This window comes from Bradyrhizobium sp. UNPF46, assembly GCF_006658625.1.
In the GTDB taxonomy this organism is placed as follows: Bacteria; Pseudomonadota; Alphaproteobacteria; order Rhizobiales; family Xanthobacteraceae; genus Bradyrhizobium; species Bradyrhizobium nitroreducens.
This window is the reverse complement of sequence record NZ_LFJB01000114.1, coordinates 1-18,352: the sequence shown is the minus strand read 5'-3', so window position 1 is coordinate 18,352 and position 18,352 is coordinate 1. Positions and strand designations below refer to the sequence as shown.

Genomic DNA, 18,352 nt, shown 5'->3' with positions numbered 1-18,352 from the left:
GCTCCGACATCAAACTTCCGACCAAGGTCCAACCCAAACGCCAATCAGCAACGAATTTGCCGGTTTTTCAGCAGACTGCTAGAAGCCACCGGGACTGGCAAAGGCCCGACAAAGCGGGCCGGGCGCGATGGAAGTATCTAAATACTACCACCTAAGCTACTGAGAGGCCGACGAAATTTCCATGCTGCCTACTGTGCATGGGGTTGTTTTGCAATTTTTGAGGATGCGACACGCCCGTGTGCCCTCATCTCGCAGGGGACGGCGGCCATTCCGCGGGTCTCTCCTACAGCAGCGCCAGCAGCACGAGTCCGATCACCAGCACGACGAAGCCAGCCGCTGTCGCGGCGGCGAATGACCGCTCAACGTTGTCCATGATGCCACCCCGTTGCCGGCGTGCCACGTTCCCCCATGGCTGCGCCGAGCGACGTGGAATCTTGCCGACCTGTGTGTCGGCAGTTGTGCGAACGGATGTCGAAATTTGGACGGGTGCAGGGCCTGTCTGCGGCCTCGGGAGGAAATCCGTCACCTGTCAGGCTGCCGTAAGCGGAGCCCGCTACGGTGAAGCGGCTATGGTGTTGCAGCCCAGCACCTCAGCCTCCAATAACTCCTAACCCCGCTTGGCTCTCCCCAGGCGGGGTTTTTTCACGCCTTCTCGCCGGCGCGCGAATCCCTGTCCTCCTGCGTCAGACGCAGCGCGAAGGCGCGGATCGCGGGCGCCGCCAGCAGCACCACCGGCAGCATCGCGATCCAGGCGATCAGCCACGAGACCATCCAGTGCCTGACGAAGCTCGTCGTGCTGCCCGCGGGAAAGCTGGCGATCCCCGCGGCGATCAGCGAGGTCAGTCCGGACTGGATGACACCGAAGACGAAATGACTGTAGCGGCGGGGAATGCCGAGCATGTGGAGCCCATGTCTGGTTGCCGTCACGACACCAAGCAAGGCACATGCCGCCGCTGGCAGGACATCTCCCCCGGCGGGAACCAGCCCTGCGGACGCGTTTCAGAGCGCTTGCGCGAACACACGCGGGACGCGGCTCAGGAACTCTGTTCATGGTCGGAGAACCACGGGCACCTGAGGGGTCTACGGATTTTGCTTGTCTTTCGGAATATTATGACGACCAACATGTTAACACTCAAGGACGTGAATCGTGGGAGGTCGCCATGAATCACAGGGGCATCGAGTTCACCGTCGCCAAGACGGCGATTCCCGGAATCTGGCAATGGCAGTTCCGGATCGGCGAGCAGCTGAAGTCCGGCAAGACCGAGACGAAGATTGACCTGCTGGCAATCCGGCGCGTGCAGCTGCGCATCGACCGGGAGCTGAAGCGATCCGGACGGGCTGAACCCGCCGGTTAGGACTGTCGCAGGGCACATTGCGCCGCGACGCCACGGCCAACCCCGCGGCGGCATGATCCGTAGCCGCCCGGAATTGATCTGACGCCGGTTTGGGATTGGAGTGCGCGCGCCCATGGCCTTGGGGGCGAGGCCATCACGGGCGCGATCGGTGCCAGCCATGCCGCTCTATTTCTTTCGAATCCGGAATGGCCGTTACTCCGGCTGCGCCGATCAGGCGACGGAGTTTGCAAATCGCGATTCGGCCTGGAAAGAGATGACCAGCGTCTGTGCCGACATGACCGCCGGCATTGCCCGCAAGCTCCAGGAGAATTCCGAATGGCAGATGGAGCTGCTTGACGAGGCCAAGGAGCCGGTGTTCCGGATCCGTATCGTCGCAGAAACCCTCGACTAGAGCGTTTTCGAGCGAAGTGGACACCGGTTCGCGTGAAGAAAACGCCTCAAAACAAGAATCTAGAGCTTCGGTTCTGATTCAATCAGAACCGAAAATGCTCTTAGACTAATCCGCGCTGGGCAGCCGCCGCATGGTGAATTCGATGTCGCCGCCGGGCAGTTCGCGCCAGGTCTCGACCGCGCTCATATAGCCGGCCTTGGGGTAGCGGGCGAAGAAGGCCTGCGCCCTCTCCCGCGCTGCCGCGCGCGGTAACGTGAAGGTCTCGCGCAGATAGCCGTCGCCGGCCGTTTGGCCGGGCTTGCCGGCCAGCTTGCGCCGGCGCGCCATCCGCTCGGCAAGATCCCGCGGACGATCGGCCATGGCCTGCCCTCCCCTGCGCAACTCACACTCAGCCAGATGTAGGGCGCCGGCCGAGGGAAGAGGAGTCCCGTCCGGAAGGCGCTGTCCGCCCGCCGGAATCGAACGGCGGTCAGTTGGCGGCCGTGCCGCTCTTCTTCTTCGGCGCGCTGGTTGCTGCCGATGCCTTCGGTGCCGGCTGCTTCGGCGGATCGGCGCGCATGCCGCCCCAGGGATCGTTGGACGCCTTGGTGTCCGGAATCTTCTTCAGCGTTTCCTTGTAGGCCTTGTCACGCTCGGCTTCCGCGGCCTTCTCCTCGGGGGTCTTGCTCGGGGCATCCTGCAGCAAATTGAGCTGGGGCATTTGCCCATAGGCAGGTCCCGCCACCACGGCCAGCACCGCGGCCAAACGGAAAAGCTTCATCGTCCACTCCTTGATCATCCATGAGGCTCGGATCGCCCGCGCCTCGTCATCCGTGTCGCCGCCCCCGGGGCCGCTGGAGGCCCGCTAGAGCCGATCCGACCTGCACGATTTGGGCCCATGCAGCCAGTCGTCCCAGATCGGGCCGCATTTGGTGCACCCGCTCAGTGCGAGGCCGAGCGCGGCCATGCAAAAAAAGAGGACACACCGGCGCAACATCATCCACCCCTACCCAACCAGGCCATCATATCGGCCCAAGTCGGGCATTTTCAAGCCGACCGGACCGCCGCGAGACCGGGTGACTTTGCCGCGCCGATGCGCGCACAATGGGGCGAAACATCCGGCAATAGGGGAGAGTGCGACAGCAATGCAGATGCAGCCAGACGCCGAATTCGGCCTGTCCGACGCCAGACGCATCCTGGGCGAGGTTTTTGCACCCTGGGTCCAGGACCTCAACCTCGCCGTCGAGCGCATCGAGCACGCGCAGCCGGCGGATGCGCCGGACTGGCAGCCGGGCGCGCTGCTGCGCATGCCGTTTTCGGAGCGGCTCTGCCGGAACGGCGGCGTGGTCTGCGGACAGGCCCTGATGGCGCTTGCCGACACCGCGATGGTGATCGCCATCCTGGCCGCCAATCGCGGCTATCGCCCCATGACCACGGTCGACCAGACCACGCATTTCATGCGCGCGGTGTCCTCAATGGACGTGCTGGCGGATGCGCGCGTGGTGCGGCTCGGGCGCACCATGAGCTTTGGCCGCGTCACGCTGCTCTCGGCTGGCGACAACAAGCCGGTGGCGATGGTCTCGAGCGCTTTCGCGATGTTGCCGGGCTGATCAAAGAAGAGAGCCGCGTGCGCGCAAGGCGCATCGCGGCTCTCCAACGGTGTCGTCGAAGCGCAAGACCGAAGCGCGATCCGATCGCGCCGCGATCATCGAACTTCGCGAGCGCTACTTGCCGAGAATTTCGTCGGCCGCGGTGACGACGCTGACGGTCGGATTCTTTCCGCAATAGGCACCGAATTTCTTGGCGTTGTCGATGAACACCTCGGTGTCGATGATCGCGTTGTCCTCGTCGCCCTTGTACCAGCCGTCCATCCAGGTCAGCACGACCGCGATGTTGTCTTCGCCGCTGTCGAGGAACTGCTTGCAGGTCATGGTCGAAAGGTCCCACTTGACCGCGTGGGCCGGCATCGACGACAGCGAGAACGCTGCGGCGAGCAGAAGCGAAAGCGTGGTCTTCATCAGAATCTCCATCGGCGCACAGCGCCATAAAAGAAGGCTTTTCGTGAAAGTCGGCGGAGAGGCTCTCCGCGCGAACGTCGTAAACGAAGTCTGAAACGCCATCGAAGTAGCGCCAGTATTGAGTTTATTTCAACGTAATTTCTATGCACTACTCCAAGATCATCATGATGGATCGACGCCGATGATCGAGAAGCGTACAGCGCAGCGTCACCGTGTTTTCAAGGGTGGAACGATCACCTTCGAAAACGGCGGCATCCCCTGCACCGTGCGAAACATGTCGGTTGGCGGCGCGGCGATCGACCTCGATGCTCCCGTCATGTTGCCGCAATCGTTCACGCTCTCGATCTCGTGCGACGATTTCGTACGGAATTGTCGCACAGTTTGGCGCCGTGACAAGCGCGTCGGCCTCGCCTTTGTGCAATAGCGCGCGCGATGTGAACGAGCGTTCGCATCGCATCCACATCACGATGATGATCGCGTGATGCAGCGAGTTGCGACGTCATCGCAAGGCTCGCGCGCGCCGCTCGCGGGCGCCTCGTTGTCGATCCCGTAAGTGTGGCTGACGCAACGATTGGCGGAGCGCAACTGAGTCGCGATGCCGAGCCCGTCCACCGCGAGCGCACCGGCGTGCGATCCGAAGGCCCGACTCTATTTCGACTTCTTGGCGGGTTCGCTCGGACGGGCCCCGCCCCAGGGATCGTACTTGTCCTTGGGCTCGGGAATGCGATCGAGCGCGGCCTTGTAGGCTTTCTCGTCGACCTTGGGCATGTTGTCCGCCGGCTTGGCTGCGTCGGAGGGCTGCCGCCGGCCCTGGGCCTGTGCGGAGGCAGCCGTCAGTGCCAGCACGGCGGCCGCGATGACCAGAAACCTCATTGGCGCAATCCCCTTCCTCTGGGGTAGAAACTAGCCTGCAATGGCGGAATAGCAAATGCCGCGGGTTCTCGGCCCAAGCCGAGACTTCAGCAAAACTTGATTGGCCGGGACTTCGCCGGATCGCATTCGTGTCTATCTGTTGGCCCGCAGGGGACCCTCAGGAATGTTGCGGATCATTGCTCATGCGGCGCCGCTCGCCGCCGCGCTCGCGCTCGGCGCCTGCGGCGTTGCCGACAGCCGCGCACCGGTGCCCGAGTTCATGCGCATGAAGGAGGCCGAGCAGCCGCCGCCCGAGGCACCTCCCGACGTCAAGCGCCTGGTGCGCGAGCAGATCGATGTGGTCTTCCTCACGACCTCCTATCCGCGCGAGGTGCACGTGGCCCCGCCTCATCGTGAGGTGCGAGGACCGGGCTGGACGGCTTGCGTCCGTGCCCAGCTCACCTCCGCGACCGGCAGCCCGCTCGGCGCCCAGACCTACATCGTGACCATCAAGGGCGGAAAAGTGGTCGACCGCCGGCGCGCTGAAGCCGACGACATCTGCGGGACGGAAGCCTACGAGCCGATCTAGAAACCGGCGCAAAGACGTTGGTTCCCGGGAAAAACAGGCATATTGTCCGGAACGATCACCGCCTCCCCTTCTTGTTACCGCCGAGGGCAGTTTCGGAGGAGGACATGATGAAGACATTTACGATTGCGCTGTTGGCAGGTGTCGGCGCGCTGGCTACCGCGACCGGCGCCAAGGCCGCGGACGTCTATTCGACCAGCGAATTCACGAGCCCTGACCTCGTCCAGCAGGTGCGGCTGGTCTGCGACGATGCCGGCAATTGCTATCGCACCCGGGGCGGCGCGCGCGTGATCGTGCGCGATTCCTACAACTCCATGCCGCGCGAACGCTACTATGAGCGGCGGACGTATCGTCGCGACTGGGATGACGGGCCGCGCGCCGGCATCGGCATTCGTGCGCCCGGCGTCAGCGTCGGCGTGGGTGTCGGCGACGACCGCTGGTAAGACCGTAAGCTGAGGCAAAAGGACCGGACGACGATCGTCGCCCGGTCCTTTTCGCGTTAGGCCACCGACGGCGGCGCTCAGGCGGAAGCGGCTTGCTGCTGAAACTGCTCGTACGCCGCGATTGCATCGGCGGCGTACATCAGCGACGGCCCGCCGCCCATGTAGACGGCCATGCCGAGCGTCTCCTCGATCTCTTCGCGCGTCGCGCCGAGCTTGACGAGCGCCTCGGCGTGAAAGCCGATGCAGCCGTCGCAATGCGCGGCGACGCCGAGCGCCAGCGCCATCAGCTCCTTGGTCTTCTTGTCCAGCGCGCCGTCGCGCGTGGCAGCCTGGGCGAGTGCGGAAAATCCCTTCATCGTGTCGGGAATGTCGCTTCTCAGCTTTTTCAGATTGGCCGAGATGTTCCTGGTGATGTCGACGTAGTTCTTGTCCATCGGATCCTCGCTAGCTGGATTTGGCTGTGGTTGGAGCCACCTCGCGCGGTGCGCGCAAGGCGATGTAGATCGCGGGGATCACCAGCACGGTGAGCAGCGTCGACGAGGCAAGCCCGAACAGGAGCGAGATCGCCAATCCCTGAAAGATCGGATCGAGCAGGATGGTCGCAGCCCCGATCATTGCCGCGAGTGCGGTGAGCAGGATCGGCTTGAAGCGGACCGCGCCGGCCTCCAGCACCACCTCGCGAAGCGACTTGCCGTCAGCGCTGCTGTGCCGGATGAAATCGACCAGCAGGATCGAATTGCGCACGATGATGCCGGCGAGCGCGATGAAGCCGATCATCGAGGTCGCAGTGAACGGCGCGCCCAGCAGCCAGTGCCCGATCAGGATGCCGATCAGCGTGAGCGGGATCGGCGTCAGGATCACGAGCGGCAAACGGAAGCTCCTGAACTGGGCGACGACCAGCACGTAGATGCCGAGGATGGCTGCGCCGAAAGCTGCGCCCATGTCGCGGAAGGTCACCCAGGTGATCTCCCATTCGCCGTCCCACAGCAGCGTGGGCCGCGACTCGTCCGACGGCTGGCCGTGCAGGCTGATCGCGGGCTTCGGCAGCTTGCCCCAGTCATGGGTCTCCACGCGGTCGGCAACCGCGAGCATGCCGTAAAGCGGCGCCTCGAACCGTCCGGCGAGTTCGGCCATCACCATGTCGGCGAAGCGGCCGTCGCGGCGGAAGATCGTCGGCGAGCCCTGCTCCATCGTCGCCTTCACGACCTGGCCGAGTTCGACCACCGTCTTGCTGCCGGGCAAGGTGTTGGCCGGCACCGGCGTCGAGGCCAGCGCCTCGTCCCAGACCAGATCGCGCTTGCCGAGATGCACCGCGATCTCGATCGGGTTGCGGTCCTCGCCGCGATGCGAATAGCCGACCGAGGTGCCGCCGAACAGCGCCTGGATGGTGTCATAGACGTCGCGCTGCTCGACGCCGAAGAATTCGAGCCGGTCCTGGTCGATCGAGAGCCGCAGCCGCGGCCGCTTCTCGCCGATGGAATCGTCGACGTCGACGATGAACGGCACTTCCGCGAAGACCTTCTTGAGCTCGGCGGTGACGGCACGGCGTGTGGCTGCATCGGGACCGTAGACTTCGGCGAGCAGCGTCGAAAGCACCGGCGGTCCGGGCGGCACCTCGACCACCTTGATGCTGGTGCCTGCGGGCGGATCGAGCGCCTTCAGCTTCTCGCGCAGCTCGAGCGCGATCTCGTGGCTCGCCCGCTTGCGCTCGCCGCGCGCAGCCAGATTGACCTGAACTTCGCCGAGCTCGGGCCTCTCCCGCAAATAATAGTGCCGCACCAGGCCGTTGAAATTGAACGGCGCCGGCGTGCCGGCATAGGATTGCAGCGAAGTGACCTCCGGCAGCTGCCGCGCGATCTCGGCCGCGCCGAACAGCGTACGCTCGGTCGCCTCCAGGCTGGCCCCTTCCGGCAGGTCGACGACCACGGCGATCTCGGACTTGTTGTCGAACGGCAGCAGCTTGACCGTGACCGACTTGGTCGCAAACAGCGTCATCGACAGCAGCGTCGCGATGCCGACACCGAGCAGGAAGATCCAGGCCGACCGCTTGCTCCGCACGATCGGCGCGGCAAAACGGCGGTAGAGCCTGCCGAGCCGGCCTTCGTCGTGCGCCGCATGCGCGGAAGCCAGCTCGCCCTTCGGCGCGAGCTTGAGCATCAGCCAGGGCGCGACCACCATGGCGACGAAGAACGAGAACAGCATGGCCGCCGACGCGTTGGCCGGGATCGGCGCCATATAGGGCCCCATCAGGCCCGACACGAACAGCATCGGCAGCAGCGCGGCGACCACGGTCAGCGTCGCCACGATGGTGGGGTTGCCGACCTCCGCCACTGCCTCGATGGTCGCCTGCAGGCGCGGCCGGCCGTCGCGCATGCCCCAGTGCCGCGCGATGTTCTCGACCACGACGATGGCGTCGTCGACGAGAATGCCGATGGAGAAGATCAGCGCGAACAGGCTGACGCGGTTGATGGTGTAGCCCATCAGATTGGCGGCGAACATCGTGAGCAGGATCGTCGTGGGAATCACGACGAAGGTCACCAGCGCCTCGCGCCAGCCGATCGCGATCGCGATCAGGATGACGATCGAGACGGTCGCGAGGCCGAGGTGGAACAAGAGCTCGTTGGCTTTCTCGTTGGCGGTCTCGCCGTAGTCGCGCGTCACCGTCACCTGGATATCCTCCGGGATCAGGCGCGACTTCAATCCTTCGAGGCGCTTTGCGATGTTCTCGGACACGACGACCGCATTAGCGCCGGCACGCTTGGCCAGCGCCAGGCTCACGGCAGGCGTCCGCGCCCATTGCCCGCCGGCGGCGCGCGAATCCGTCCAGACGCGATGCTCGACGGTGCTCGGGCCGACGACGACGGAGGCGACGTCCTTGACGTAGACCGGTCGGCCGTCACGGCTCGTGATCAGCAATAGCCCGATGTCGGGAATGCCTGATAGCGTCTGCCCTGCCGCGACGTTGCGCACAATGCCGGCATCGCGGACCTGGCCGGCCAGGAACGAGCGGTTGGCGTCCTTCACCTTGGCCACGAGCTGCTGCAGCGTGACGCCGAACAGCGACAGCTTCTCCGGATCGGGCTCGACCCGGATCTGTTGCGCCGCGCCGCCGGAGATGTAGGTCAGACCGATGTCATCGACCTTCATCAGCTCCGCGCGCAGCTTGTCGGCGAGCTCGTAGATGTCCTTGTCGGTCCAGCGGCTGGCCGCCTCCGGCTTCGGAGACAGCGTCAGCACGGTCACCGCAACGTCGTTGATGCCACGGCCGACGATCAGCGGCTCGGGGATCCCGACGGGAATGCGGTCGAGATTGGCGCGGATCTTCTCGTGCACCCGCAGGACCGCATCCTCGAACTTGGTGCCGACCAGGAAGCGCGCGGTGACCATCACGCGGTCGTCCTCGGTCTGGCTATAGACGTGCTCGACGCCGTCGATGCCCTTGACGATCGATTCCAGCGGCTTGCTCACCAGCTCCACCGCGTCGGGCGCGCGCAGGCCGTCGGCATTGACGCGGATGTCGACCATGGGAACGCTGATCTGCGGCTCCTCCTCGCGCGGGATCACCACGACGGCGATCAGCCCCACGACGAGCGCCCCGAGCAGGAACAGCGGCGTCAGCGGAGAGGCGATGGTCGATCGGGTCAACCGTCCTGACAGGCCTAGATTCACGGCCGCACCAATTGGTCACCGGTCCGGATGCCCGACAGGATTTCGAGCCCGTCGGGAAGCGAAGGCGTCGGCATGTCGCGGCCGCGCTGCACCGGCACGTCGATCGTCTCGTCGCCCTTCCGGAGCTGGACGTAGTCGATACCGAACCGGGTCGTCACATAGCTGGACGGAATGACGAAAGCCGGCCGCGCGCCGCCGGCAATCCAGACCCGCAAGCGATCGCCGACGAAATACTCGCCGAGGCCCTCGACGGTCGCATCCGCGATGACGCGCCCCTCCTCGATCTGGGGATAGACGAGGTCGACGACGCCCCATTTCGAGGCCTCTCCCGCCAGCTCCGCGCCATCGACGCGGACCTTGTCGCCGGCCTTCAAGGCACGGGCGTGCCGCTCCGGAACGCGCAGCCGCAGCTTGAAGTTCTGCTGGGCGATCGTGACGATCGGATCGCCGGCAAGCACGACGGAACCCACGGTGATCAGCCGTTTCAGCACACGGCCATCCGCCGGCGCGAGCACCTGACCCTGATTGAGCTGCTCACTGGTCACGGCCCGCTCGGCGACCTTGGCGCGCAGGTTGTTGTCGGCGACGTTCAACGCGGTGCGCTGCTCGTCCAGCTTGATGCGCGGCAGGATGCCGCGCTCGACCAGCCCTTCCGTTCGGGTGAAATCGATCTGCGCCTGGTTCGCCTGGGCCTGGAGCGCCTCGATCTGCGCGTCGAGCGATTTCATCTGGAGGACGAGCTTCTCATCGCCGATCGCCGCGATGACCTGACCCGCGGTGACGCGATCCCCTTCGCGCACCTTGAGCTGGACGACGGTGCCGCCGATGCGGCCGCGCGCGGGGACGACGCTGATGCTCTCGACGGTCGCAAAGACCGCCTTCTCGTCGCTGACTTGCTGCTGCGCAACGGTGAGCGTAGCCGCGGCGGCAGCGGATCCCGCCGGTACTCCGATCGCCGCCCACGCAGCCAAAAGTCCGAGGCGCGCCAGATATTGCAAGGGACACATCCGTGTCGTCATAGGGTTCATCACACCGCGCCGCGGTGCTCCTCTCATTTCATCGACATCGGGCGAAGGCGCGTTGATCTCGCGCAAGGCGCGCCCGCCCGCCTTTGCCTAGGCTTCACCTCGTCCTTGCGGACTTCGGCGCGCAGAACACCTGGTAAAGCGTCTTCAGGATCTCGCGCGCCGGCTCGCTGGCGATCGAATAGAAGATCGTCTGCGCATCGCGCCTGGCGGCGACCAGGCCGTCCTTGCGAAGGAGCGCAAGATGCTGGGAGACTGTGGAGTCGCGCAGACTCAGAAACTCGGCCAATTCGCCGACCGATCGCTCGCCGTCGATCAACTGGCAGATGATGAGAAGACGGTGGCGGTTCGAGAGCGCCTTGAGCAGCTCGCTCGCCCGATCCGCCGCCCGCTCCATGATTTCGCTATTTATTTTCATACTTGCGTATATACGCAATTACGAATATATAGTCAAGCGCTGCACGACGGCCGGACTGAACCGGCGAAGCGGCCTGATCCAACGGAGGATACCCATGGCGGAAGTTGTCGTAGTCGGAGCCGGTCTGAGCGGAACACTGATGGCCTATGAATTGCTGCCCCAGTTGAGAAAAGAGGACCGCCTCAGCGTCATCTCGCAAGGCGCGGTCTATCATTTCGTGCCTTCGAACCCATGGGTGGCAATCGGCTGGCGCAAGCGCGAAGAGATCGAGATCGATCTCGCGGACATCATGAAACGCAAGGGCGTGCGACTGCTGACGCAGGGCGCAAAGCGCGTCCACCCCGAGGAGAACCGTGTCGAGCTCGGCGACGGCACGTCGATCGACTATGATTATCTGGTCGTCGCGACCGGTCCCGAACTTGCCTTCGACGAAATCCCCGGCCTCGGGCCGCAGGGCCATACCCAGTCGATCTGCCATGTCGATCACGCCGCCCATGCCCGCGACGCCTTCGAGACGCTCGCGGCCAATCCCGGCCCGGTCGTGATCGGTGCCGTTCAGGGCGCCTCCTGCTTCGGTCCGGCCTACGAGTTCCTCTTCATCCTGGAGACCGAGCTGCGCCGGCGGAAGCTGCGCGATCGGGTACCGATGACCTTCGTCACCTCGGAGCCCTATATCGGCCATCTCGGCCTCGACGGCGTCGGGGACACCAAGGGTCTCCTCGAAAGCGAGATGCGGGCGAAGCACATCAAGTGGATCACCAACGCCCGCGTCGACAATGTCGCCCCCGGCTTGATGAGGGTGGAGGAGCTTTCCGACAACGGCACGTCGCGCAAGGCCCATGAGCTGCCCTTCGTCTATTCGATGATGCTGCCCGCCTTCCGCGGCGTCGAAGCGGTGCGTGGTATCGAGATGCTGACCAATCCACGCGGCTTCGTCATCGTCGACAAGCATCAGCAGAATCCCGCCTTCCCCAACATATTTGCGGTTGGCGTCTGCGTCGCGATCGCGCCGGTCGGCGCGACACCGGTGCCGGTGGGCGTCCCCAAGACCGGCTTCATGATCGAATCCATGGTGACGGCGACCGCGATGAACATCGGCGCCCTGCTCCGCGGCAAGGCGCCGACGGCGCAGCCGACCTGGAACGCGATCTGCCTCGCCGATTTCGGCGATTCCGGCGTCGCCTTCCTCGCGCAGCCTCAGATCCCGCCGCGCAACGTCAATTGGTCCTCCAAGGGCGAATGGGTGCACCTCGCCAAGGTCGCCTTCGAGAAATACTTCCTGCGCAAGATGCGGCGCGGCGAGAGCGAGCCGTTCTACGAGCGCTTCGTTCTCGACAAGCTGAACATCGCCAAGCTCAAGGAGGTCCGAACCGGCACATGAGCACGACACGCCAGATCGTCTGCGGACATTGCGGGCGCATCAACCGCCTGCCGGCCGAGCGCGCACCGCAAGATGCGCGCTGCGGCGCCTGTCATCAGCCGATGTTCACCGGCCGGCCGATCGAGGTGGACGAGACGGGCTTCGATCGCCATGTCGCGAGCAGCGACATTCCCGTGCTGGTCGACGTCTGGGCGCCATGGTGCGGACCCTGTCGCGCCATGGCCCCGATGTTCGAGCGCGCGGCGCAGCAGCTCGAGCCCGGCGTGCGGCTGTTGAAGCTGAATTCGGACAACGCACCCGCCTTGTCGTCGCGCCTTCACATCAGCGGCATTCCGACGCTGCTGCTGATGCGCGGCGGCCGCGAAATCGCCCGCCAATCCGGCGCGATGGATGCGCGCAGCATCGTCGCCTGGACCGAAGCCAACCTGACCCGTACTTAAAAAGGAGCCTGCCATGAATGTCGATAAAGCCGTCCTCGCCTTTGCGGGATGTGTCGTCCTGCTCGGTCTCGCACTGGGCACCTATGTCAATGCGTATTGGTACCTGCTGACGGCCTTCGCCGGACTGAACATGTTGCAGGCCTCGTTCACGGGCTTCTGCCCGGCGGCGATCGTGTTCAGGAAGCTCGGCTTGAGCAGCGGCTGCGCGTTCTCCTGAACGCGCCGAATGCAGCCTGGGATGCGGGGGAATTTGCCATGACCGACGACACCTTCATTGAGGGACCTCTCTACGAGAAGCGTAGGAAGGTTTATCCGCAGTCGGTCCACGGGCCGTTCCGCCGCATCAAATGGACGATCCTCTGCGTCACGCTCGGGGTCTATTATCTCCTGCCGTTCGTGCGCTGGAATCGCGGACCCGGCCTCCCCGACCAGGCCGTGCTGATCGACCTGCCGCACCGCCGCTTCTATTTCTTCTTCATCGAGCTGTGGCCGCAGGAGGTCTATTACTTCACCGGCCTGCTCATCCTCGCCGCCATGATTCTGTTCCTGATGAACGCCGTCGCAGGACGGCTGTGGTGCGGCTATTTGTGCCCGCAGACGGTGTGGACCGATTTGTTCTACGCCGTGGAGCGCTGGGTCGAGGGCGACCGCCGCGAGCGCATGCAGGGCGACAAGCGCTACTGGACGTTCGACCACATCCGGAAGGTCGCGCTGAAGCATTTCCTCTGGATCATGATCGCCTGGTGGACCGGCGGTGCCTGGGTGCTCTATTTCGACGACGCACCGACGCTGGTGAAAGAGCTCGCCACCTTCCAGGCGCCGTTCATCGCCTATCTCTGGATCGGCATCCTGACCGCGACGACCTACGTCTTCGCCGGCCACGCCCGCGAGCAGATGTGCATCTACATGTGCCCGTGGCCGCGCATCCAGGCGGCCCTGACCGACGAATGGGCGCTCAACGTCACCTATCGCCGCGACCGCGGCGAGCCGCGCATGTCGGTGAAGAAGGCGGAGGCCGCCCGCGCGCACGGCGATGTCGCAGGCGATTGCGTCGACTGCCACCAGTGCATCAACGTCTGCCCGACCGGCGTCGACATCCGCCACGGCATCCAGCTCGGCTGCATCCAATGCGGCCTGTGCATCGACGCCTGCGACAACGTCATGCAGGAGATCGGCCGGCCCAAGGGCCTGATCGGCTACGACACCGACATCAACATGCAGCGCCGGCGGGAGGGCAAGCCGCCGATCTATCGCATCATCCGCGCGCGCACGCTGGTCTATGCCGCAGCCATTGCCATCGTCGGCAGCGTCATGCTGTACACGTTGGCCACGCGCGCGACGATGGACGTCAACGTGCTGCACGAGCGCAATCCGCTGTTCGTCCAGCTCTCGGACGGCGGGGTGCGCAACGATTACACCGTGCGCATCCTCAACAAGGGTGCCCAGCGATCGTTTGCGATCGAGGTCTCCGGACTGCCCGGCGCGAGCATCCGCCTTGCGGGCATCGAAGCCGCTTCCGGTGCCAAGCCCGTCGTCGAGGTCGGTCAGGACCAGACCCGCGAGGTCAGGCTGTCGGTACAGGTCGGGCCTGCCGATCTGCCGAAGACCTCGCGCGATCTCGAGGTCACGATCACCGATACCGCCGGCGGCGGACGGGCGAGCGCCCGTGATCACTTCCTGCCCGGCGACAAATAGGGTCTGCGTTGAGCATCCGGCGCCGGATGCTCAACGAGACGTTAACATTACCGTTCGAATTGGAGCCGCGTCCCAACGGTATTTTCCAATCTTTGCGCTAAGCATGGCCACGTGACGCGGCATTCGCCCGCGTGAACGGGACGAGGGGACGTGGTCGACATCGCGCAGCAGGCAGCGCTTCATCCGGCATCCGCGAGGGATGCCATGGCCGCGCGCGTCCCGCTCACGGCGATCGACCCTGGCCAGTGGCGCGCACTGGCGCAGCGCGCAATCGAGCCGAACGGATATTATTTGCCCGCCTGGGAGCTCGCCGTCAGCGCCACCGCACGCGGCCGCACCTCAGCCTCGACACTGCCCGCATGCGACGGAACTTCGTCGCGACTGATCGGGCTGATGCCCGTGATCTCGCTGTGGCGCGCCTTAAAGATTCCCCTGCCCGCGCTGGTGAGCGCGCATCCCTATGGCACGCTGTGCAGTCCGCTGATCGACCGCGACGCCCCGATCGAGGCGGCCACGCGGCTGTTGCAGCAGGCCCGCGAGGCCGGCGCGCATGCGCTCGTGCTGAACGACGTCGCGCTCGACGGCGCGGCGATGACTGCGCTCGGGCAGGCCCTGAGCCGCGACCGCCTGAAGCCGCGCGTGCTGTCCTCCTACATGCGCGCCAGCCTCGATGCCACGCAGGATGCCGAAACGCTGCTGCGCGAGGCGCTTGGCACCAAGAAACTCAAGGAGCTGCGCCGTCAGCGCCACCGGCTCGAAGCGCACGGCCCTGTGACGTTCGACGTCGCGCGCCGGCCAGATGAGATCGGGCCCGCGCTCGAGACCTTCCTGCAGCTCGAAGCGAGCGGCTGGAAAGGCAAGCGCGGCACCGCCCTGGTCCAGCATGATGGCGATGCGACCTTCATCCGCCGCGCCGTGCCGGCGCTGGCGGAGACCGCGCAGTGCGAGATCATCACGCTGCGCGCCGGGACGACGGCGGTCGCCGCCGGCATCGTGTTGCGCCATCAGGATCGCGCCTTCTTCTTCAAGCTCGGCATCGACGAGCGCTTTGCGAAATATTCGCCGGGCGTGCAGCTCACGCTCGAGCTTACCCGCCATCTCTGTGCCGATCCCGCCATCGCCAGCGCGGATTCGACCGCGAGCGCCGACCATCCCATGATCAACCCGATCTGGCGCGGACGTTTTGCGGTCGGCGACGTGCTGATCCCGCTGCGGCGGCACGATCCAATCGTAGCGATGGTTCACGGAGCGTTGCTCGGCGTCAACGCCGCACACGAGGCCGCACGCGGCGTGGTTCGCCGGCTCCGCAAATGAGCGACGCTACTCCGCCGCCTGCGCGTTGATCTCCGCCGAGACCTGGCGGATGGCGCGCGCGAGCAGGTTCGGATCCTGCGCGCCGGAGACGGCATATTTCTGCGCGAACACATAGGTCGGAACGCCGGAGATGCCCTTCTCGGCGGCTTCCTGAGCGTCGGCCGAAACGCGCGCGACGTCTTCGTCGGTGGCAAGGCGCTTGCGCACGTCGTCGGCATCGAGGCCGACATCGGCGGCCGCCTGCACCAGCACGTCGACGTCGGTGAGATCGCCGCCGTCGCGGAAATACAGCTCCATCAGGCGCTGCTTCATCTCGGGCGCCTTGCCGATCGCCTCCGCCCACAGGATCAGGCGATGGCAGTCGGTGGTGTTGGGCTGGCGCGCCACCAGCTCCGGCTTGTAGACGAGCCCCTCCTCGCTCGCGGCCGCAACGACGCGCCCCGCAATGCCCTTATAGGCCTCGACCGAGCCGAACTTCTGGGTGAGATAGGCCTCGCGGCTGATGCCCTCGCGCGGCACCCAGGGATTGAGGAAGAAGGGGCGGAAATTGAGCTTGACGGGGACATCAGGCACCAGCGCCAGCGCGCTCTCGATCCGGTGTTTGCCGATATAGCACCAGGGGCACACCACGTCGGAGACGACGTCGATCTGGAGCGGTTTCAGCGTGCTCATGTCAGGCGCCTCCTTCGGGCAGGTCAAGGGTTCGTCGGAAGATAAGCCGAACCCGCTCCGAGGCAAGGGCGCTAAGTCATGGCTGCTGCCATCTGCCTGAGCCGCTCGGCGGTGCGCTCGTCGGCCGGGAAGAAGGTTTCCAGCGCCAGCTCCGACAAGGTGATGTCCACGGGCGTGCCGAACACCATGGTGGTGGAGAAGAAACTCAGGATATCGCCCCCGTGGCGCAGCTTGAAGGGGATCGCGACGTTGTCGCTCGACAGCGGCCCCGCGCGCGCCGGAATCGGATAGCTCTTGAGATCGCCATAGAGCTTGATCAGCTCGGGATCGGCGGTCGCCTCGCATTGCCGGTGCAGCCGCTCCAAGAGATGCCCGCACCATTCGGCGAGATTGACCGTGCGCGGCGCCAGCGCCTCCGGATGGAAAGCGAGCCTGAGCACGTTGAAGGGCTGGCCGAGCAGATGCTGCGGAATGCCGTCGAGCAGTGGCGCCACCATGCGGTTGGCCGAGACCAGGTTCCAGTGCCGGTCCACCGCGAGCGCGGGATTGGGCTCATGCGCCTTCAGCACGAGGTCGATTGCCTGGCGGGCTGATTTCAAGGCGGGATCCTCCAGCGGACGCTGCTGGAACGCCGGCGCGTAGCCGGCCGCAACCAGCAGCACGTTGCGTTCGCGCAAGGGCACGTCGAGACGTTCGGCGAGCCTGAGCACCATGTCGCGCGACGGAGCGGCGCGGCCGGTCTCGACGAAACTTAAGTGCCGCGCCGAAATCTCGGCCTCGCCCGCGAGATCGAGCTGACTCATGCGGCGGCGCTGCCGCCATTCGCGCAAATGGTCGCCGATATGGACCGGCTGGCTGCGTTCGGACCGTGCCGTGGATGCATGTGCGTTCATGCCCGGAAACCTATCACGCAGATTTCGGCCCTTCCATTACCCGCGAGGTAATCGAATTGGCCCGCGGGCCGGCGCATCTTCGGTTGCAACAGGAGATGACCATGATCGCGCTGCTGCTCTACCGGACCGTCGCCGACCACCTTGTTCCCTGGGCCATGACGCTCGCGACCCGCATGCTGGCGCGCAGCCTCAACATGCCCGAGCCGCTGGTGCATTCGACCGGCGATTACGTGGTCGCGCAGGTCATCGCCTTCGAGCACGACGTTGCCAGGAGCCTCTGTCCGTTCCGCCTTGCCCGTGTCCTGCGCGCATGGTGGCGCGGACGGCATTGAATCCCACCCCCAGCCCAACCAAGGAGACTTACGATGATCGACGCATCCGCCTTCCTCCGCCGCGCCCTGCTCGCCGATGCCGTCTTCAGCGGCGTTGCCGCCCTCGGCTTCGCCTTCGGTGCGAGCGCTTTCGCATCGCTCTTCAACCTGCCGGAAGCGTTGCTGCGCGAAACCGGCCTGTTCCTGATCGCCTACACCGCCCTGGTCGGCTGGCTCGCCTCGCGCGCCTCGGTGTCGAAGGCGCTGGTGCTGCTGGTCGTGGTCGGCAATGCGGCCTGGACGGTCGGAAGCATCGCGCTGCTGTTCTCCGGCGCGGTGTCGCCGAACATCGCCGGCGAGCTCATGGTCGTCGCCCAGGCGATCGCCACCGGCGTGTTTGCGGAGCTGCAATATGTGGGATTGCGGAAGAGCGGGAGTGTCGTCACAGCGTGACGATCTCGTGTCCCGGACGCGCTGCAGCGCTCTTGCGCTGCTGCGCAGAGCCGGGACCCATGCCACACGGATCGCTCGCGGATACATGGGCCCCGGCTCTGCAGCGCATCGCAGAAGAAGCGCTGCGCTGCGTCCGGGGCACGAGAGCACCCGCGTGGCGCTCGCTCTCCCCACGTCATTGCGAGCGTAGCGAAGCAATCCAGACTGCCTCTGTGGAATCAGTCTGGATTGCTTCGTCGCAAGCGCTCCTCGCAATGACGGAGCAAGGTGCATCGTCGGTCATCTTGCCACTCTCAGTTCAACTTACAGGCGCGCCATTCCATTCTCGCGGCGGATTTCGCCCGAGCTTTGCTGCCGTCTTGCGCCCGTCGATTGCCAAAGGGCGCAGGGAAGGCCGGGCGCCGGCGGCACCCGCAGGTCCGTGGGCGTCAAGAACGCACACGGGGTGGACCACAGG

Annotated in this window: 24 protein-coding genes; 13 read left to right on the top strand and 11 right to left on the bottom strand. The window is 65.3% G+C overall.

What is annotated here, in order from left to right:
- Positions 1–642 precede the first annotated feature (642 nt).
- A complete protein-coding gene (locus tag UNPF46_RS35610) occupies positions 643–900 on the bottom strand; it encodes a DUF2798 domain-containing protein (protein WP_142253152.1) in 258 nt (85 codons plus the stop codon).
- Positions 901–1,160: 260 nt separating this feature from the next.
- Here UNPF46_RS35610 and UNPF46_RS35605 point away from each other — a divergent pair, with 260 nt between their 5' ends.
- Complete coding sequence (locus tag UNPF46_RS35605; protein ID WP_100178527.1) at positions 1,161–1,355, top strand: hypothetical protein; 195 nt, start codon at positions 1,161–1,163, stop codon at positions 1,353–1,355.
- A 157-nt stretch (positions 1,356–1,512) separates the two neighbouring features.
- Positions 1,513–1,746 (top strand): DUF6894 family protein, encoded by a 234-nt coding sequence (locus UNPF46_RS35600; protein WP_100178528.1) that lies wholly within the window; start codon positions 1,513–1,515, stop codon positions 1,744–1,746.
- 105 nt (positions 1,747–1,851) lie between these two features.
- Here UNPF46_RS35600 and UNPF46_RS35595 read toward each other — a convergent pair whose 3' ends face one another.
- Positions 1,852–2,106 (bottom strand): hypothetical protein, encoded by a 255-nt coding sequence (locus UNPF46_RS35595; RefSeq protein ID WP_142253151.1) that lies wholly within the window; start codon positions 2,104–2,106, stop codon positions 1,852–1,854.
- Between the two features lie 109 nt (positions 2,107–2,215).
- Positions 2,216–2,506, bottom strand: a complete 291-nt coding sequence (locus UNPF46_RS35590) for a hypothetical protein (protein WP_100181309.1) — start codon at positions 2,504–2,506, stop codon at positions 2,216–2,218.
- 364 nt (positions 2,507–2,870) lie between these two features.
- Between UNPF46_RS35590 and UNPF46_RS35580 the strand changes: the two genes are divergently transcribed.
- A complete protein-coding gene (locus UNPF46_RS35580; protein ID WP_100178530.1) occupies positions 2,871–3,335 on the top strand; it encodes a PaaI family thioesterase in 465 nt (154 codons plus the stop codon).
- A gap of 114 nt (positions 3,336–3,449) precedes the next feature.
- Here the strand turns inward: UNPF46_RS35580 and UNPF46_RS35575 are convergent, their stop codons facing one another.
- Entirely contained in the window at positions 3,450–3,743 is a 294-nt protein-coding gene (locus UNPF46_RS35575; protein ID WP_174719055.1) for an HdeA family protein, read from the bottom strand.
- Positions 3,744–3,861: 118 nt separating this feature from the next.
- Here UNPF46_RS35575 and UNPF46_RS35570 point away from each other — a divergent pair, with 118 nt between their 5' ends.
- A complete protein-coding gene (locus UNPF46_RS35570; protein ID WP_246668808.1) occupies positions 3,862–4,167 on the top strand; it encodes a PilZ domain-containing protein in 306 nt (101 codons plus the stop codon).
- Between the two features lie 224 nt (positions 4,168–4,391).
- Here the strand turns inward: UNPF46_RS35570 and UNPF46_RS35565 are convergent, their stop codons facing one another.
- Positions 4,392–4,616, bottom strand: coding sequence for a hypothetical protein (locus tag UNPF46_RS35565; protein WP_142253150.1), 225 nt, complete (start codon positions 4,614–4,616; stop codon positions 4,392–4,394).
- A gap of 163 nt (positions 4,617–4,779) precedes the next feature.
- On the opposite strand from UNPF46_RS35565, the gene UNPF46_RS35560 reads away from it, so the two are divergent.
- Positions 4,780–5,184 carry a hypothetical protein gene (locus UNPF46_RS35560; protein WP_100178534.1) on the top strand — a complete coding sequence of 135 codons (405 nt, stop codon included), beginning with the start codon at positions 4,780–4,782 and terminating at the stop codon, positions 5,182–5,184.
- A 104-nt stretch (positions 5,185–5,288) separates the two neighbouring features.
- A complete protein-coding gene (locus UNPF46_RS35555; protein WP_142253149.1) occupies positions 5,289–5,624 on the top strand; it encodes a hypothetical protein in 336 nt (111 codons plus the stop codon).
- Between the two features lie 77 nt (positions 5,625–5,701).
- Here the strand turns inward: UNPF46_RS35555 and UNPF46_RS35550 are convergent, their stop codons facing one another.
- The 4 genes from UNPF46_RS35550 to UNPF46_RS35535 all read right to left on the bottom strand — a co-directional run bounded on the left by UNPF46_RS35550 (position 5,702) and on the right by UNPF46_RS35535 (position 10,715).
- Complete coding sequence (locus tag UNPF46_RS35550; RefSeq protein WP_142253148.1) at positions 5,702–6,058, bottom strand: carboxymuconolactone decarboxylase family protein; 357 nt, start codon at positions 6,056–6,058, stop codon at positions 5,702–5,704.
- A gap of 10 nt (positions 6,059–6,068) precedes the next feature.
- Positions 6,069–9,293: an efflux RND transporter permease subunit gene (locus tag UNPF46_RS35545; protein WP_142253147.1), complete on the bottom strand. Its 3,225-nt coding sequence runs from the start codon at positions 9,291–9,293 to the stop codon at positions 6,069–6,071.
- Entirely contained in the window at positions 9,290–10,300 is a 1,011-nt protein-coding gene (locus UNPF46_RS35540; RefSeq protein WP_100178538.1) for an efflux RND transporter periplasmic adaptor subunit, read from the bottom strand. Before UNPF46_RS35540 ends, UNPF46_RS35545 begins: the two co-directional genes overlap by 4 nt.
- Before the next feature lie 115 nt (positions 10,301–10,415).
- On the bottom strand, positions 10,416–10,715 hold the full coding sequence (locus tag UNPF46_RS35535; RefSeq protein WP_245448402.1) for an ArsR/SmtB family transcription factor: 300 nt from the start codon (positions 10,713–10,715) through the stop codon (positions 10,416–10,418).
- 115 nt (positions 10,716–10,830) lie between these two features.
- Between UNPF46_RS35535 and UNPF46_RS35530 the strand changes: the two genes are divergently transcribed.
- The 5 genes from UNPF46_RS35530 (at position 10,831) to UNPF46_RS35510 (ending at position 15,566) form a co-directional block, all read left to right on the top strand.
- Positions 10,831–12,117 (top strand): NAD(P)/FAD-dependent oxidoreductase, encoded by a 1,287-nt coding sequence (locus UNPF46_RS35530; protein ID WP_142253146.1) that lies wholly within the window; start codon positions 10,831–10,833, stop codon positions 12,115–12,117.
- Positions 12,114–12,557: a thioredoxin TrxC gene (trxC, locus tag UNPF46_RS35525; protein ID WP_100178541.1), complete on the top strand. Its 444-nt coding sequence runs from the start codon at positions 12,114–12,116 to the stop codon at positions 12,555–12,557. The genes UNPF46_RS35530 and trxC overlap by 4 nt, the downstream gene beginning before the upstream one ends.
- A gap of 13 nt (positions 12,558–12,570) precedes the next feature.
- On the top strand, positions 12,571–12,774 hold the full coding sequence (locus UNPF46_RS35520) for a YgaP family membrane protein (protein WP_097658086.1): 204 nt from the start codon (positions 12,571–12,573) through the stop codon (positions 12,772–12,774).
- Between the two features lie 38 nt (positions 12,775–12,812).
- Positions 12,813–14,252: a cytochrome c oxidase accessory protein CcoG gene (gene ccoG / locus UNPF46_RS35515; protein WP_142253145.1), complete on the top strand. Its 1,440-nt coding sequence runs from the start codon at positions 12,813–12,815 to the stop codon at positions 14,250–14,252.
- A 150-nt stretch (positions 14,253–14,402) separates the two neighbouring features.
- The gene (locus UNPF46_RS35510; RefSeq protein WP_142253144.1) at positions 14,403–15,566 is read left to right on the top strand and encodes a GNAT family N-acetyltransferase; all 1,164 of its coding nucleotides are present in this window, start codon (positions 14,403–14,405) and stop codon (positions 15,564–15,566) included.
- Positions 15,567–15,572: 6 nt separating this feature from the next.
- Here UNPF46_RS35510 and UNPF46_RS35505 read toward each other — a convergent pair whose 3' ends face one another.
- The gene (locus UNPF46_RS35505; protein ID WP_142253143.1) at positions 15,573–16,238 is read right to left on the bottom strand and encodes a DsbA family oxidoreductase; all 666 of its coding nucleotides are present in this window, start codon (positions 16,236–16,238) and stop codon (positions 15,573–15,575) included.
- 71 nt (positions 16,239–16,309) lie between these two features.
- Positions 16,310–17,131 (bottom strand): helix-turn-helix domain-containing protein, encoded by an 822-nt coding sequence (locus UNPF46_RS35500; protein ID WP_100178545.1) that lies wholly within the window; start codon positions 17,129–17,131, stop codon positions 16,310–16,312.
- 101 nt (positions 17,132–17,232) lie between these two features.
- On the opposite strand from UNPF46_RS35500, the gene UNPF46_RS35495 reads away from it, so the two are divergent.
- Both UNPF46_RS35495 and UNPF46_RS35490 read left to right on the top strand, forming a co-directional pair.
- On the top strand, positions 17,233–17,463 hold the full coding sequence (locus tag UNPF46_RS35495) for a hypothetical protein (protein WP_181770265.1): 231 nt from the start codon (positions 17,233–17,235) through the stop codon (positions 17,461–17,463).
- Between the two features lie 33 nt (positions 17,464–17,496).
- Positions 17,497–17,895: a hypothetical protein gene (locus UNPF46_RS35490; RefSeq protein WP_100178547.1), complete on the top strand. Its 399-nt coding sequence runs from the start codon at positions 17,497–17,499 to the stop codon at positions 17,893–17,895.
- Positions 17,896–18,352 lie beyond the last annotated feature (457 nt).

What these genes read in the sequence shown, in the direction of transcription:
- UNPF46_RS35610 (WP_142253152.1), bottom strand. Translation starts at nt 900, where the DNA reads ATGCTCGGCATTCCCCGCCGCTACAGTCATTTCGTCTTCGGTGTCATC.
- UNPF46_RS35605 (WP_100178527.1), top strand. Translation starts at nt 1,161, where the DNA reads ATGAATCACAGGGGCATCGAGTTCACCGTCGCCAAGACGGCGATTCCC.
- UNPF46_RS35600 (WP_100178528.1), top strand. Translation starts at nt 1,513, where the DNA reads ATGCCGCTCTATTTCTTTCGAATCCGGAATGGCCGTTACTCCGGCTGC.
- UNPF46_RS35595 (WP_142253151.1), bottom strand. Translation starts at nt 2,106, where the DNA reads ATGGCCGATCGTCCGCGGGATCTTGCCGAGCGGATGGCGCGCCGGCGC.
- UNPF46_RS35590 (WP_100181309.1), bottom strand. Translation starts at nt 2,506, where the DNA reads ATGAAGCTTTTCCGTTTGGCCGCGGTGCTGGCCGTGGTGGCGGGACCT.
- UNPF46_RS35580 (WP_100178530.1), top strand. Translation starts at nt 2,871, where the DNA reads ATGCAGATGCAGCCAGACGCCGAATTCGGCCTGTCCGACGCCAGACGC.
- UNPF46_RS35575 (WP_174719055.1), bottom strand. Translation starts at nt 3,743, where the DNA reads ATGAAGACCACGCTTTCGCTTCTGCTCGCCGCAGCGTTCTCGCTGTCG.
- UNPF46_RS35565 (WP_142253150.1), bottom strand. Translation starts at nt 4,616, where the DNA reads ATGAGGTTTCTGGTCATCGCGGCCGCCGTGCTGGCACTGACGGCTGCC.
- UNPF46_RS35560 (WP_100178534.1), top strand. Translation starts at nt 4,780, where the DNA reads ATGTTGCGGATCATTGCTCATGCGGCGCCGCTCGCCGCCGCGCTCGCG.
- UNPF46_RS35555 (WP_142253149.1), top strand. Translation starts at nt 5,289, where the DNA reads ATGATGAAGACATTTACGATTGCGCTGTTGGCAGGTGTCGGCGCGCTG.
- UNPF46_RS35550 (WP_142253148.1), bottom strand. Translation starts at nt 6,058, where the DNA reads ATGGACAAGAACTACGTCGACATCACCAGGAACATCTCGGCCAATCTG.
- UNPF46_RS35540 (WP_100178538.1), bottom strand. Translation starts at nt 10,300, where the DNA reads ATGTGTCCCTTGCAATATCTGGCGCGCCTCGGACTTTTGGCTGCGTGG.
- UNPF46_RS35535 (WP_245448402.1), bottom strand. Translation starts at nt 10,715, where the DNA reads ATGGAGCGGGCGGCGGATCGGGCGAGCGAGCTGCTCAAGGCGCTCTCG.
- UNPF46_RS35530 (WP_142253146.1), top strand. Translation starts at nt 10,831, where the DNA reads ATGGCGGAAGTTGTCGTAGTCGGAGCCGGTCTGAGCGGAACACTGATG.
- trxC (WP_100178541.1), top strand. Translation starts at nt 12,114, where the DNA reads ATGAGCACGACACGCCAGATCGTCTGCGGACATTGCGGGCGCATCAAC.
- UNPF46_RS35520 (WP_097658086.1), top strand. Translation starts at nt 12,571, where the DNA reads ATGAATGTCGATAAAGCCGTCCTCGCCTTTGCGGGATGTGTCGTCCTG.
- ccoG (WP_142253145.1), top strand. Translation starts at nt 12,813, where the DNA reads ATGACCGACGACACCTTCATTGAGGGACCTCTCTACGAGAAGCGTAGG.
- UNPF46_RS35505 (WP_142253143.1), bottom strand. Translation starts at nt 16,238, where the DNA reads ATGAGCACGCTGAAACCGCTCCAGATCGACGTCGTCTCCGACGTGGTG.
- UNPF46_RS35500 (WP_100178545.1), bottom strand. Translation starts at nt 17,131, where the DNA reads ATGAACGCACATGCATCCACGGCACGGTCCGAACGCAGCCAGCCGGTC.
- UNPF46_RS35495 (WP_181770265.1), top strand. Translation starts at nt 17,233, where the DNA reads ATGATCGCGCTGCTGCTCTACCGGACCGTCGCCGACCACCTTGTTCCC.
- UNPF46_RS35490 (WP_100178547.1), top strand. Translation starts at nt 17,497, where the DNA reads ATGATCGACGCATCCGCCTTCCTCCGCCGCGCCCTGCTCGCCGATGCC.